11 protein-coding genes are annotated in these 12,450 nt (G+C 66.1%); 5 read left to right on the top strand and 6 right to left on the bottom strand.

Annotation, left to right across the window (positions count from 1 at the left end):
• Positions 1 to 15 precede the first annotated feature (15 nt).
• Positions 16 to 687 carry a ligase-associated DNA damage response endonuclease PdeM gene (gene pdeM / locus K3F49_RS16950; protein WP_234682096.1) on the top strand — a complete coding sequence of 224 codons (672 nt, stop codon included), beginning with the start codon at positions 16 to 18 and terminating at the stop codon, positions 685 to 687.
• Between the two features lie 427 nt (positions 688 to 1,114).
• Here pdeM and K3F49_RS16945 read toward each other — a convergent pair whose 3' ends face one another.
• Complete coding sequence (locus tag K3F49_RS16945; protein WP_234682513.1) at positions 1,115 to 1,975, bottom strand: LysR family transcriptional regulator; 861 nt, start codon at positions 1,973 to 1,975, stop codon at positions 1,115 to 1,117.
• A 109-nt stretch (positions 1,976 to 2,084) separates the two neighbouring features.
• On the opposite strand from K3F49_RS16945, the gene K3F49_RS16940 reads away from it, so the two are divergent.
• Together K3F49_RS16940 and K3F49_RS16935 are read left to right on the top strand one after the other, a co-directional pair.
• Positions 2,085 to 2,993 (top strand): DMT family transporter, encoded by a 909-nt coding sequence (locus K3F49_RS16940; protein ID WP_234682095.1) that lies wholly within the window; start codon positions 2,085 to 2,087, stop codon positions 2,991 to 2,993.
• 40 nt (positions 2,994 to 3,033) lie between these two features.
• Positions 3,034 to 3,807: an MBL fold metallo-hydrolase gene (locus K3F49_RS16935; protein ID WP_234682094.1), complete on the top strand. Its 774-nt coding sequence runs from the start codon at positions 3,034 to 3,036 to the stop codon at positions 3,805 to 3,807.
• A gap of 135 nt (positions 3,808 to 3,942) precedes the next feature.
• Here the strand turns inward: K3F49_RS16935 and K3F49_RS16930 are convergent, their stop codons facing one another.
• The 4 genes from K3F49_RS16930 to K3F49_RS16915 form a co-directional block, all read right to left on the bottom strand.
• Positions 3,943 to 4,713 carry a TIGR02186 family protein gene (locus K3F49_RS16930; protein WP_234682093.1) on the bottom strand — a complete coding sequence of 257 codons (771 nt, stop codon included), beginning with the start codon at positions 4,711 to 4,713 and terminating at the stop codon, positions 3,943 to 3,945.
• Positions 4,710 to 5,627, bottom strand: a complete 918-nt coding sequence (locus K3F49_RS16925; RefSeq protein ID WP_234682092.1) for a sulfite exporter TauE/SafE family protein — start codon at positions 5,625 to 5,627, stop codon at positions 4,710 to 4,712. Before K3F49_RS16925 ends, K3F49_RS16930 begins: the two co-directional genes overlap by 4 nt.
• 364 nt (positions 5,628 to 5,991) lie before the next feature.
• The gene (locus tag K3F49_RS16920; protein WP_234682091.1) at positions 5,992 to 9,483 is read right to left on the bottom strand and encodes a tetratricopeptide repeat protein; all 3,492 of its coding nucleotides are present in this window, start codon (positions 9,481 to 9,483) and stop codon (positions 5,992 to 5,994) included.
• A 249-nt stretch (positions 9,484 to 9,732) separates the two neighbouring features.
• Entirely contained in the window at positions 9,733 to 10,659 is a 927-nt protein-coding gene (locus tag K3F49_RS16915; RefSeq protein ID WP_234682090.1) for an alpha/beta hydrolase, read from the bottom strand.
• 81 nt (positions 10,660 to 10,740) lie between these two features.
• Between K3F49_RS16915 and K3F49_RS16910 the strand changes: the two genes are divergently transcribed.
• Complete coding sequence (locus K3F49_RS16910; RefSeq protein ID WP_234682089.1) at positions 10,741 to 11,139, top strand: MerR family transcriptional regulator; 399 nt, start codon at positions 10,741 to 10,743, stop codon at positions 11,137 to 11,139.
• Between the two features lie 103 nt (positions 11,140 to 11,242).
• On the opposite strand, the gene K3F49_RS16905 is transcribed toward K3F49_RS16910, so the two are convergent.
• On the bottom strand, positions 11,243 to 11,833 hold the full coding sequence (locus tag K3F49_RS16905) for a PadR family transcriptional regulator (RefSeq protein WP_234682088.1): 591 nt from the start codon (positions 11,831 to 11,833) through the stop codon (positions 11,243 to 11,245).
• 216 nt (positions 11,834 to 12,049) lie between these two features.
• Here K3F49_RS16905 and K3F49_RS16900 point away from each other — a divergent pair, with 216 nt between their 5' ends.
• Positions 12,050 to 12,433 (top strand): nuclear transport factor 2 family protein, encoded by a 384-nt coding sequence (locus K3F49_RS16900; protein WP_234682087.1) that lies wholly within the window; start codon positions 12,050 to 12,052, stop codon positions 12,431 to 12,433.
• The last annotated feature ends 17 nt before the right edge of the window (positions 12,434 to 12,450 follow it).

Genomic DNA, 12,450 nt, shown 5'->3' with positions numbered 1-12,450 from the left:
GAGGATGTCGAGGACATGCGCGTTTCCAGGGTCACCATCACCGATGTGACTTTTGCCGCCGACCTCTCCGGCGCGCTGTTCTGGGACGAGCAGCGCCTGCTCGTCGTCTCCGACCTGCATCTGGAAAAAGGTTCCAGCTTCGCCACGCGCGGCGTGCTGCTGCCGCCCTACGACACGCTGGCGACGCTCAGCCGGCTCGCTGCTGTCATCTCCCGCCATGATCCAAGAATCGTCATCGCGCTCGGCGACAGTTTTCACGATCGCGCCGCGCATGAGCGTCTCTCGGCGGACGACCGCGACGCCGTCGCCACGCTCCAGGCCGGCCGCGACTGGATCTGGATCTCCGGCAACCACGATCCGGCGTTGCCGCGCGATCTCGGCGGCACCGTTGCCGATGAGGTCGCGATCGGCCCGATCACGTTCCGCCACGAGCCGACCGGCGCGCATGGCGAGATCGCCGGCCATCTCCATCCCAAGGCCCGCGTCTCCGCGCGCGGCCGCTCGATGGAGCGGCGTTGTTTCGCCAGCGACGGCATGCGCGCGGTAATGCCGGCGTTCGGCGCCTATGCGGGGGGCTTAAGCATCCGCGATGCCGCGTTCGCAAAAATCTTTCCGAAGAACGGTTTTGTCGCGCATCTCCTCGGCGACCGCCGCGTCCACGCGATCGCGGCGTCACGGTGTTATTGAGGAAGCGAGCATGCTGCCCTCGCTTCATGATGATTTCGTTTCATCGTACGAGGTGAACTGCGAAGCCCGGCAGATCAACTTCACACAAGGCCTGATCCGAGAGACGCTGCGAAGCGGGAACAGCGCCCGCGCACCATCGTTTTCAATGGTGTCGAGGGATATCAATTCGAGAACGACGCATTCGGAAATATCATCTTCTCATTGGAGGTCGTCTCCGTCGAGCGTGTGTTCACCGACCATGGCTCCAGAATCGCAGAGTGCTACCGTATGGTGGGCGCCCCAGGGCCATGGGCGGCCGATCTGTCTGCTGCGGCGCAGACGCTCACGGCAAGCGGCGTCAAAGGTTTTGTTTTAAGCTCGTCGTACGGCCTCTCCGGCTGGGTGTTGGCCAAAGAAGCTCTGGTCCAATCCGAGTAGCCGGCGCTCGCTAAGCCGCCTTCGCCTGCACGTTCTCGCAAAACTCCGCGAGCCGATCCGCCAGCCGCAGCGTCGCGGAGCTGGCGTTGGGCGCGGCCATTAGCGCCACTTCGGTGCGGTTGATCGGCGCAAAACCGTCCTTGGCCGTCAGCACGCGATGGTCTGATTGAATCGACATCTCCGACAGGATGCTCAGGCCCATGCCGGCGGCGACCGCGGCCTGGATGCCGGCGAGGCTCGATGACGAGTACGACATGTGCCAGGCGCGGCCGGCGCTTTCCAGCGCATGGATCGCGCCGGCGCGGTAGAGGCAGCCGAGCGGAAAGCCGATCAGCGGCACCGACGGTGCGTTGAAGTCGATCGGATGGCTCTTGCTGGTGACCCAGTGCACCTCCTCGGGCCAGATCGCGATGGCGTCCTTGCCGCCGGCCTCGCGCTTGTAGAGCGCGAGATCGAGCTCGCCGCGCTCGAGATCGCGGGCGAGGTTCTTGCTCTGGTCGGCGCGCACGTCGAGCCGCAGGTTCGGATGCGAGCGTGAGAACGCGCCCAGCAGCTTTGCCAGACGATACGCCGCAAAATCTTCGGGGATGCCGAGCCGGACCGCGCCCCCGTCGGGCTCGCGCAGCACGTCGCGCGCTTCTTCCGCCAGCGACAGCAACCGCCGCGCATAGGACAGCAGCCGCTCGCCGGCTTCGGTCGGGCGCACGTCCTTGCCGTCACGGTGCAGCAGCACCTGGCCGACATCCTCCTCCAGCCGCTTGATCTGCTGGCTGACGGTCGATTGCGTGCGATGGACGCGCTCGCTGGCGCGGGTGAAGCCGCCGGCCTCGACCACCGAGACAAAGCTGCGCAGAAGCTCCAGATCGAGCATACCCGCCTCCATTCGAAAATCCACTGATCGCGAGTTAATCATTTAATTTCCAAATGGCAAGCCGGCTCCCTAGATCGAGGGCTCAGGAAATGCCCCCGAAAGAAACGCCATGTCGCTCGCCCCCTCGATGTCCGTCCCCCGCAGCCGCTTCAACACCCTGCCGCTCGCCATCGGCGTGTTTTGCCTGCTCTGGAGCTATGCCTTCGTCGCCGGCAAGATCGGCGTCACCCATTGTCCGCCGCTGATCCTGCTTGCCGCGCGCTTCTCGCTTGCCGGCATTTTGATCCTCGGTGCCACGGCTACCCGCGGCGACTGGTCGTTGTCGTGGCGCGATGTCCTGATCTTTGCCGTGCTCGGCATTGCCAACAACGCGCTCTATCTCGGGCTCGGCTACACCGGCCTGCAATCGGTCTCCGCCGGCCTCGGCGGCCTGATCGTCTCGGCCAATCCGGTGTTCACGGCCGCGCTCGCCGCACTTCTGCTCGGCGAGGGCATGACCTGGCGCAAGGCGAGCGGCCTTCTGCTCGGAATCATCGGCGTCACTCTGATCGTCTGGCACCGCCTCTCGGTCGGCACCGACAGCTTGCACGGCATCCTCTTCACGCTGGCCTCACTGGCCTCCATCGTCGTCGGCACCATCCTGTTCAAGCTGCTCGCGCCAAGGGGGTCCCTGTGGATCGGCAACGGCGTGCAGAATCTCGCCGCCGGCATCGTGCTGACGCCGGTCGCGCTCACCTTCGCCGACATTCATGCGATCGATGTCACCCCAGGCCTGATCGGCGCCTTCGCGTTCCTCGTGCTCGGCGGCTCGATCCTGGCCTACTGGCTCTGGTTTCATCTCCTGAAAGTGTGTGGCGCCACCGCTGCCAGTGCCTATCATTTCCTGATGCCGCCGCTCGGCATGCTGTTCGCGTATCTCGTGCTCGGCGAACATGTCGAAGCGCGTGACTTGCTGGGGATCATTCTGGTGGCGCTCGGCATTTACCTGGTGACGCGACCCGCCAAATCTGTCGCCTAAGTCTGTCGCATAAGCCCGTCGTATAAGAGGAGTTCCCCTCATGCCTGTTTCCATCACCCTGATCGGCGGCCCCACCGCGCTGATCGAGATCGACGGCTTTCGCCTGCTCACCGATCCCACTTTCGATGCGCCCGGTGCTTACGCGTTGCCGCATGTGAAGCTGGAGAAGACCATCGGTCCCGCGGTAAAGGCCGATGCGATCGGCCCGATCGATGCGGTGCTGCTCAGCCACGACCAGCACTCGGACAATCTCGACAAGTCCGGCCGCGACTATCTGCTCAAGGCGCCGCGTGCACTGACGACCGAGGCCGGCGCAAAACGTCTCGGAGGCCATGTCGAGGGCCTCGCGCCCTGGGCGACCGCGCATCTGAAGGACGACGACGGCAACACGCTGACCATTACCGCCACGCCGGCGCGTCACGGCCCGGCCGGCATCGAGCCGCTGTCGGGCGACGTCATCGGCTTCGTGGTGCAATCGAGCCGCAAGGACACGCGCCCGGTCTATATCAGCGGCGACACCACCTGGTTCGACGGTGTCGCCGAGGTCGCGCGTCGTTTCAAATGCGGCGTGGTGATGCCCTTTGCGGGCGCTGCGCAAACCCGCGGACCGTTCCATCTCACCATGGACACCAACGACACCATCGAGACCGCGCGGGCCTTCCCCGACGCGATGATCGTGCCCGTGCACACCGAGGGCTGGGCGCATTTCCGCCAGAGCAGCGAGGATTTGCGCAAGACTTTCGATGTGCTGGGTTTCGGGACACGGTTGCGGCTGCTGGAGCCCGGCGTGCCGACGGTGGTGGAGGCGCCGTAGCTGAGATGTGGCGCACTCTTTCCTCCTCGTCATGGCCGGGCTTGTCCCGGCCATCCACGTCTTTGTTGCCGCGTGTAAGAACGTGGATGCCCGGGACAAGCCCGGGCATGACGGTGGGGCGGCGGTGTGCCTCCCTCAATCCTTCCGAAACACGATCGACGCCATCCATCCCGTCATCAGCGCCATCGCCGCCGTGACGAGGCCATAGACCAGCCCGTTCTGCCGCGCGGTGTTGGCCACGAACTGCTCGAACCCGACCTTGACGATCTCGAACGCGGTCTCGGTCTTGCCGACGAAGGCGCCGTTCGCGAACAGCTTGATCTCGACCTCATAGGTCCCGATCGGCACCTCCGCCGGCAGCGGGATGCCGGTGCGGAACAGCGTCGGCGTCAGGAACGTCACCGCGCTCGCATCCTCGCGATAGAGCCCGCGCTGGGTGCGCAGGCGGATGAAGGCGGAGCGGAACGCGTCGTTCGGCACCACGTCGGCGTAATCGCCGCTGACGCGCTGGGTCAGCAGCACATTGTTGAGCCCGATCTGCTGCCGCCGTGCGATCTCGGGCGAGGTGATGCCGTCGAACGGGCGGTTGGCGAACAGCGCCAGATAGCTCGGCACCTGCAGGAACTGCCGGTAGTCGGTGTTGATCCAGATGCCGAAGGTGCGCTCCTTGCGCCGCGTCACCATGTCGGCGCGCGGGCCCATCACGGTCACCACGAGGTCGTAAGCCGTGCGGTCGGCGGGCGTGGAGGCATCCTTCTCCACCGAGCCGAACAGCACCAGCTCCTCGCCGGAATAGTTTGGCGTCACCGTGACGCGATGGTTGGAGACCGATACGATCAGCCGCTCGGCCCGCGCGGACGCGCCGAGCAACAGGACGAGGAGAGCCGCAGCGAGCGCACGCATCATCCGCTCACCCCCAGCTCACGGATGGTGAAGAGGTCTTCGGGGCGGATCACCAGCTCGACCGCGAAGCGGACACCGACCGAAAGGATCAGCAGGCCCAACAGCAGCCGCAGCTGCTCGCCGCGGATCTTCTGGCCGGCACGGGCGCCGAATTGCGCGCCGGTGACGCCGCCGACCATCAGGATCAGCGCCAGCACGGCGTCGACGAGGTGATTGGTCACCGCATGCAGCATGGTCGCGAACAGCATGGTGACCAGCGTCAGCACCATCGAGGTCCCGATCACCGTCGAGGTCGGCACCCTCAGGAGATAGATCATGATCGGCACCAGGATGAAGCCGCCGCCGATGCCCATGACCGCGCCGATGAAGCCGATCACGATGCCGATGACGACCACCGGGATGACCGACAGGTAAATCTTCGAGCGCTTGAACCGCATCTTCAGCGGCAGGCCGTGAATCCAGTTGTGCGTGCGCCGTGGCGGCACGGCGCCGCGCCGGGTCCGCATCAGCGCGCGCAGGCCTTCGGAGAACATCAGGCTGCCGACCGTGCTGAGCAGTATCACGTAAGAGAGCGCGATCATCAGATCGAGTTGGCCGAGCGCGCGGAGCTGCGTGAAGGTCCACACCCCCAGCGCCGTTCCGGTCACGCCACCGCACAACAACACGCTGGCCAGCGCCGGATCGATCGCACGCCGCCGCCAATAGGTGAGGGCACCGGAAAACGACGAGGCCGCGATATGGCTCGCGACGGAGGCGACCGCGACGGCGGGCGTGATGCCGATGAAGATCAACAGCGGTGTCATCAGGAAGCCGCCGCCGATCCCGAACATGCCCGAGACGAAGCCGACGGCCGCGCCCATCGCCAGCACCAGGAACACGTTGACCGGAAGATCGGCGATCGGAAGGTAGAGCTGCATCGGACCCTCGCTCCGGCGAGACGGATCGATTTCGCGGAGCGCTCGCAGGAAGGGCATGCCGCGCCCTTCAATAGCGGAATTTGGCGCGGGGCGGGACCGGGAAATTTGGGTGTAGTGAATGGGGCGCGTGGGAGTGACGAGATTGGGCGCGCTCGTTGCGACAACGCAGGTGCGCTCCCTCCCCGCTTGCGGGGGAGGGTCGGGGAGAAGGTATCTCCGCAGTGGGACTCTCCCAGAGGAGAAAAGCCCCCACCCGCCGCGCTCAGGCGCGCAAGTGCGCTGCCGAGCGCGTCGACCTCCCCCGCAAGCGGGAGAGGTGCACCGAGCCCGTGGCTCGACCGATCTGACCTCAGGCTATTTCGATTTAATGCGCCGCTGACGCCGACTTCTTCGTTGCGACCGGCTTCGGCGCGGGCTTTCCGGCAGCCTGCGGTGCGCTGTCCCAGCCGCCGGCGGGGGCCTGGACGTTGACGGCGTCGTCGGGCTGCGGCTCGGCGCTGAAGGTCTGGATCGCGAGCTTGGCGGCGGCGAGCGATTGCGGGTCGAGGCGCTTGGCGACGTCGTCGCGCTTGGTCGCCGCGTCCGCGTCGCCCTGTCCGGCCGCCAGCGTGAACCATTTGTAGGATTCGGCGAGGTTCTGTTCGACGCCAATGCCGCGGGCATAGAGGATGCCGAGGTTGAACTGGCTGTCGGCGACGCCGCGATCGGCCGCTTTTCGGAACCACTGCGCCGCGCTCTTGTAGTTGGCGCCGCGTCCGCCGCCGTCGGCATCGAGCACCGCGAGATTGTGCATCGCCTTGGCGTTGCCGCGCTCGGCGGCCTGCGTGTAGTAGCGGCGGGCGATGTCGGCGTCTTTCTTCACGCCCAGGCCCTTTTCATAGAGCGTGCCGAGACGGAAGGTCGCGGGCACCACGCCGGCCTGTGCCGCGCGATCGTACCACTTCGCCGCTTCGTCGTAATTCGCGGCCACGCCCTTGCCCTCGGCAAAGCGCAGGCCGATCTCGTACGCTGCATTCGCATCGCCCTTCATCGCGGCGGTGCGCAGGCCCGGGCCGGCGATGCCGTCAGGCAGCTTCTCGCTCGGCGGCACCTGGACCGTGCCGAGCCGTGCGTGGCTCGCGCCCGACAGTGCACCGGTGACGTCGCTGGAGCGCGCGGGTGGCGCAACGGCGGGAGCGGGCGGAATTTCGACGGAGGCCGTGCCGGCGGAATTCGTCGCGGGCGCCGGTGCGGCATTGTTCTGCGACTGCTTCCCGATCGGCGTCGGCGAGGTCATCGACGGTGTGACCTGCTCGGGCGCGGCGGGCTTGTTCTCGACCGGCGGCGGCGCCTGCGGCGCGGGCTGGCTCGACGTATTTTCCATCGCCTGCGGTGCCGGCGGTGCGCTGCCGCCTTCGAGCAGGTTCATCGCCATCTTGAAGGTGCCGAGCACGATCACGACCACGCTCGCGCCGACCAGCAGCGAGCGGATTTTTGAGGTGATGGTCGAGGCGCCTTCCTGGCCTTGAACCTTGGCTTGACCTTTGTCCTTGGTGCGGGCGGCGATCGCGGCCTTGACGCCGCGGGCGGGCTTCTCCGGCGGTTGCGCGGCGGCGGCAGCTTGCGCGGCGCGGCGCGCGGCCGCGATGAAGCTCGACGACGACACCGGCTCCTTCGGCGGAGCGGGGATTTCGCTGATCGCGCTCTCGGACGCGGCAATGCGCTCCGACGGCGTGGCGGGACGGCCGTTCGGACGCGTGCCGGGCTCGAGCGGGTGATCCGGCGGCAGCTCGGGCGCGATCGCGGCGCGGGCGGGCGCCGTGTGCGGCTCGAGGATCTCGCTGATCGCGCGCGGCGGAACCGGCGCCGTCGGCACCGGTGGCGGTGCAGCGGGCGCCGCGGCATGGAATTCGCGCGGCGCGGCGACGAAGGTGGAATGCGCGTGCTGCGCGGCGGCCGGATTTTGCAGCTCAGGCTTTGGATCGTATTTCGGCTGCTGTGGCTGCGGCTGTTGCTCGCGCGCCATCGGCGCCGGCTCAGCCGGTGCCGCCATCTGCAGGGGCGCAGCCATCGGCATCGGCGCAGGGGCCGGCGGCGCGGTACGCACCGAACGCAGATCGCCCTCGATCATCGAGAGACGATCGACGACATGGCCGAGCGTGTTGTGCACGGCCTCCAGCGAATCCTGCGTGCTGCGGTTGGTCTCGGCCTGGCTGTAGCGGATGTCGGACAGCTCGCGCTTGACGAGGTCGACCATTCCGGAATCGGGAGACGGGGCCGAGCTTCGGCTCTCGGCGAGCGCGGAATAGGTGGCCTGCTGCCGTTCGAGGTGCCGCAGGATGTCGTGCAGCCCGTCCTCGACACGGCCCAGATTGCTGCCGCGTGAATCCGAATTGTTCTCGATCCGCTCCAGCAGATAGGAGACCCGCTGCTCGAGATGCGCGAAGGTCGAGGCCGAGTCGTTGCCGACCTGCATACGGTCGAAACGGTCGGACAGCGCGCGGATCGCGCCTTCCAGATGTTCGGTGCTCTCGGCGGCTTGCGGCCGCTCGCGCGTTTCTAGCGCAGCGGTGAGCGCGGCGATGCGCTGCTCCAGCACGGCGAAGCTGTCGCCGCGGTCCGAGGGGCGATTGACCTGGTCGACCTTGGACGACAGCAGCTGCACGTCCTCGGAAAGCCGCGCCAGCGCTTCGTTGGAGGCGACGTTCGAGACGATGCCGCGCAATGCCGAGATCGCGCCTTCGAGCTGGCGCACCGTCGAAGGGTCGTCATTGGCGCGCAGGATCAGATCGAGCTTGGCGCCGAGATTGCGGATCGCCTCGTCATAGCCGGTGAGCTGCTCGGCCGGCGTCAGCGTGCGCAGCACCTGCTTGATGTCGGCGAGCGCGCGCTCGATGCCTGAGAGCACCTGGCCGTCGGTGCCGTTGGAGCGGGTCTCGTCGATGCGACGGTGCAGCGAGCGGATCTCGTTCTCGATCGATTCGATCGCGCGGCGCGGCATCGCCTCGGTGATGGCGTTGCGGATCTCGGCGAGCTCGGCACGGAAGCCGTTGATCGCCTGATCGGTATGGTCGGGACGCTGCAGCGACTCGATCTGGCTCGTGATCTTGAGCAGATGGCGTTCGAGCGACGAGAAATCCGGCCCTGACTGCGGTGGCGGCGGAGCATAGGCGGGCGCGGGCGGCGCCATCGGTGGCGCATAGGGAGCTGCGCTCGGCGCGATCGAGGGCGCGGCGCGCGGCGGCACCTGACGCGGTACGAATCCGTCGAGCTCGCTCTGCCGCGCGGTGATCTCGGCGACCGCGACGTCGAACGACGCGGGGCTCAGGGGCGGCGAGCTGCGATAGACCTGGGCTGCGGCACGCTCGACCGCATCGGCCTGGCGCTGCCGCGTCTCGACCGGCGCGGGCCGCGGCGCTTGAGGCTGCTGCGCTTGAGGTTGAGGCTGCGGGGGCCGCGAGATCTGCGACAGGCGGGCATCGAGCCGCGAGATCGCGTCGTTGAGCTGCCGGGCGACGCCCTGCTCGCGCGAGACGTCCTGTCGTGTGGCGTCTTGTCGTGAACCGTCCTGGCGTGAACCGTCCTGGCGCGGCGCGGGCTTTGAAATTCGTTCGATCTGCTGGGTGATCGCGTCGAGCCGCTGATGGATGTCGGCGACGTCGCGGCTCTCCTGGCTCGGCATCGGCGCCGAGCGCGGATCGGGACGCTGCTCCTGACGCTGCTCGTAAGGCCCGCGAAAGTTCGGCGCGGCAGGCTCGCCGAGCGTGGAGTTCAGCCAATCGTTGAGTGACATGCCGGCGCGACGCGCAGCAGCTTCGGCCCGCTCCCTGACGGATGGATCGATGCCGTCAACACTCCACGATACGCGCGAATTCATGACTCTGTCCGGTTCCGACTCCGGCGCCCCACCCGGCGCGTCCAGTCTCCCCACACGTGCCGGTTGTTAAGACAATCGGATTTGGCGCGGGTCGTCTGCCTCGAAAACCGACTTTTTCCTGTTACGGTAAATAACGGGTTAAGGAATGCGTCGCCGGTGTCTTAAAGTTGGGCGGCGGGAACCGGGGGGCCGCCCGGCGCTGCGCTCTTCGAACGCAGCGCCGGGCAGCTCGCTCGGACAACTCGAAGATCAGGCCAGGGCGGCCGCCAAGGCGTCCGCAGCGTCCCGCAATGCTTGCCTGCTGCCGTCGAACGGCCATCGCAGGAATTCATGGATCATTCCGTCGTACCGCCGTACGACGGCTTCGACGCCGGCGTCCTGGAGCCGCTGGCCATATGCTTCTCCCTCGTCGCGCAGGGCGTCGTATTCGGCGGTGATGATGAATGCCCGAGGCACGCCCGCCACGCTCGGCGCAAGCAAGGGCGACACCAGAGGGTCGAGCTTCTCCTCCTCGTTGTTGAGGTACTGGTTCATGAACCAGCCCTGCGTTTCGCGGCTGATGTTGCCCCATTTTCCTGCGAACTCCCGGATCGACACGTTTGTTCGCCGGAAGTCGAGATCGGGATAGATCAGCAGCTGAAGGGCGATCTTGGGCGCACCCGCATCCCTCGCCATCAGTGCGACGACTGCGGCCAAATTCCCTCCTGCGCTGTCTCCGGCGACCGCCAGCCGCGAGGCGTCGCCGCCGATCTCGGTTGCATGCTCGGCGATCCATCGGGTTGCCGCGTAAGCTGCGTTGCGCGCGGCGGGATACTTGTTTTCGGGCGCGAGCGGATAGTTGACCGAAACCACGATGTTCCCTGTGGCGTTCGCTAGGGCGCGTGCGAGTCCGTCATGGGTGTCGAGATCGCCAAGCACGAAGCCTCCGCCGTGAAAGAAGACGATGATGGGACGGACCTTGCCGGGAGCCGGGCGATACACGCGAATGGGACAATCGCCTGCGTCTGTTTGGATCGTGTGATCCTCGACTTGCGCGACCGGTTCGGGCTCGCCCAGAGCGCTGGACATTTGCCGCATTCCGGCGCGCACCTGGTCCGGGGACAGTTTGTGTAGATCGGCGAAGCGCGTTCCAGCGAGCCGCTTGAGGTGCGCTTCGACCTGTGGATGCAATGTCATGACGATGATCTCCGAAATTCAATTGACGTGAGGGCGGGGACCGTGCCACTTGAAGTGCAGTTCAAGTCAAGGGGGCATGGGATGCTGTTGGACATCGCCGAGGTCGCCCGCCGATCGGGGCTCGCGCCCTCCGCGCTCCGGTTCTACGAACGGCGTGGCTTGATCGAATCGAGCGGGCGCAATGGCCTGCGCCGCACTTATGATGCGGGCACGCTGGGCCGGCTGGCTCTCATAAGCTGTGCGAGACTGGCGGGGTTCTCGCTCGCACAAATCGGACGATTTCTCGTTGCGACGCCGAGTGACACCGTGCTGCGCGCGCGAATGGCCGAGCGAGCCGAGGAACTCGATCAGGAGATTTCCCGCCTGACCCGCATGCGTGACAGCCTCAGGCACGCTGCGATCTGCACGCACACGCCGCTGGTCGAGTGCCCCGAGTTCAAGGCCCGCATCGAGGGAATCGACCCTTCGCGGACGCCGTGACCCGCGCCGTCGGCCCGATCGGTTGGCGGCCCGGATGTCCGGGATTCAAATCAGGTCTGGGCCCGCCGGGCTGCCTTCGGCGGTGTCTCAGCAAGTCGGATGATTAGCCCTTACCCTCACGCTTGCTGTCCTCGATCGGCAACACAATGGCCTTGCCGCTCATCGTCGACAGCGCCTCGAGCGCCTCTTCGCAAAAGTCCGCGACCATCTGCTCGTGCCGCGCGCCGAGGCGGAGCAGCAGCAGATTGCCGAGGTCGAGCACATCAGATGCCGTCCCTTCGGGAAAACGCTTCTTCAGGATCCGCTCGTAGTTCTCGTGCCGGTCACGGTGATGCTCCAGGCGGTCCATCAGATCGGTGCGGATCGGCTCGATGTCGATGCTGTCGAGGGCATGCAGCCGGACCAGCAGGTCGTCCTTGATCGAGGGCGGGGTGCTCGGCCGCGCGGCCCAGTGCCGCAGCGCTGTTCGTCCTTCCGGAGTGAGCGTATAAATGAGCTTGTTGGGCTTGCCGGACTGGACGACCTCACGGCCCTGGATGTAGCCGCGGTCGCGCAGCTTGGAGAGTTCGCGATAGATCTGCTGGTGGTCGGCCTTCCAAAAGAAGCCGATCGAGGAATCGAATGTCTTGGCGAGCTCGTAGCCCGTCATCGGACGTTCCGTCAGGCATGCGAGGATCGCGTCGCCCAGCGCCATGTGACCTGCCTCCCTGTGACCTTAACCTAGCAGCTTGACTTTATGCGCATCGACGCATATGCGTCAATGTGCATATGGGGTGGTCCCGAGTCGGGCTCGGAACCGACCAGAAAGCCCAGCGGAATCAACCTCCTCGCTACTGTGCATGGGGTTGTTTCCGAGTTTTTGCCAAGATCTTTGATTCAAGGCCTTTGATCCACGGGAGGGACCCTGACAATGACCGGCCTCGACTCCTGGTACGCCTTCATGAAGTCCCACGACCGCAACGCGCTCTGGGACCTGCTCCATCCTGACGCCGTGTTCGAAAGCCCTGTCGTGCATTCGCCGCAGCGCGGGCGCGACATCACCTTCAAATATCTCGCCAGCGCCGAGAAGGTGCTCGGCGGTCCCGGCTTCAGCTATGTCGGCGAGTGGACAAGCGCCGACGGCGCCGTGCTCGAATTCAAGAACGTCATCGACGGCATCGAGATCAACGGCGTCGACATCATTGCCTTCGATGCCGAGGGACGAATCACAAATTTCAAGGTGATGGTGCGTCCGCTCAAGGCCATCAACATGCTGCACCGCCTGATGGCGGAGCAGCTCGCCGCCCAATCGTAGATTTCCCCATTTCCGAG

Origin of the sequence: Bradyrhizobium monzae, assembly GCF_021458635.1 — a bacterium.
Lineage (GTDB): Bacteria > Pseudomonadota > Alphaproteobacteria > Rhizobiales > Xanthobacteraceae > Bradyrhizobium.
This window is presented reverse-complemented; position numbering and strand designations above follow the sequence as displayed.

Coding starts and splice junctions, on each gene's coding strand:
- K3F49_RS16920 (WP_234682091.1), bottom strand. CDS start 9,483: ATGAATTCGCGCGTATCGTGGAGTGTTGACGGCATCGATCCATCCGTC.
- K3F49_RS16905 (WP_234682088.1), bottom strand. CDS start 11,833: ATGGCGCTGGGCGACGCGATCCTCGCATGCCTGACGGAACGTCCGATG.
- K3F49_RS16915 (WP_234682090.1), bottom strand. CDS start 10,659: ATGACATTGCATCCACAGGTCGAAGCGCACCTCAAGCGGCTCGCTGGA.
- K3F49_RS16945 (WP_234682513.1), bottom strand. CDS start 1,975: ATGCTCGATCTGGAGCTTCTGCGCAGCTTTGTCTCGGTGGTCGAGGCC.
- K3F49_RS16900 (WP_234682087.1), top strand. CDS start 12,050: ATGACCGGCCTCGACTCCTGGTACGCCTTCATGAAGTCCCACGACCGC.
- K3F49_RS16925 (WP_234682092.1), bottom strand. CDS start 5,627: ATGCAGCTCTACCTTCCGATCGCCGATCTTCCGGTCAACGTGTTCCTG.
- K3F49_RS16935 (WP_234682094.1), top strand. CDS start 3,034: ATGCCTGTTTCCATCACCCTGATCGGCGGCCCCACCGCGCTGATCGAG.
- K3F49_RS16910 (WP_234682089.1), top strand. CDS start 10,741: ATGCTGTTGGACATCGCCGAGGTCGCCCGCCGATCGGGGCTCGCGCCC.
- K3F49_RS16930 (WP_234682093.1), bottom strand. CDS start 4,713: ATGATGCGTGCGCTCGCTGCGGCTCTCCTCGTCCTGTTGCTCGGCGCG.
- K3F49_RS16940 (WP_234682095.1), top strand. CDS start 2,085: ATGTCGCTCGCCCCCTCGATGTCCGTCCCCCGCAGCCGCTTCAACACC.
- pdeM (WP_234682096.1), top strand. CDS start 16: ATGCGCGTTTCCAGGGTCACCATCACCGATGTGACTTTTGCCGCCGAC.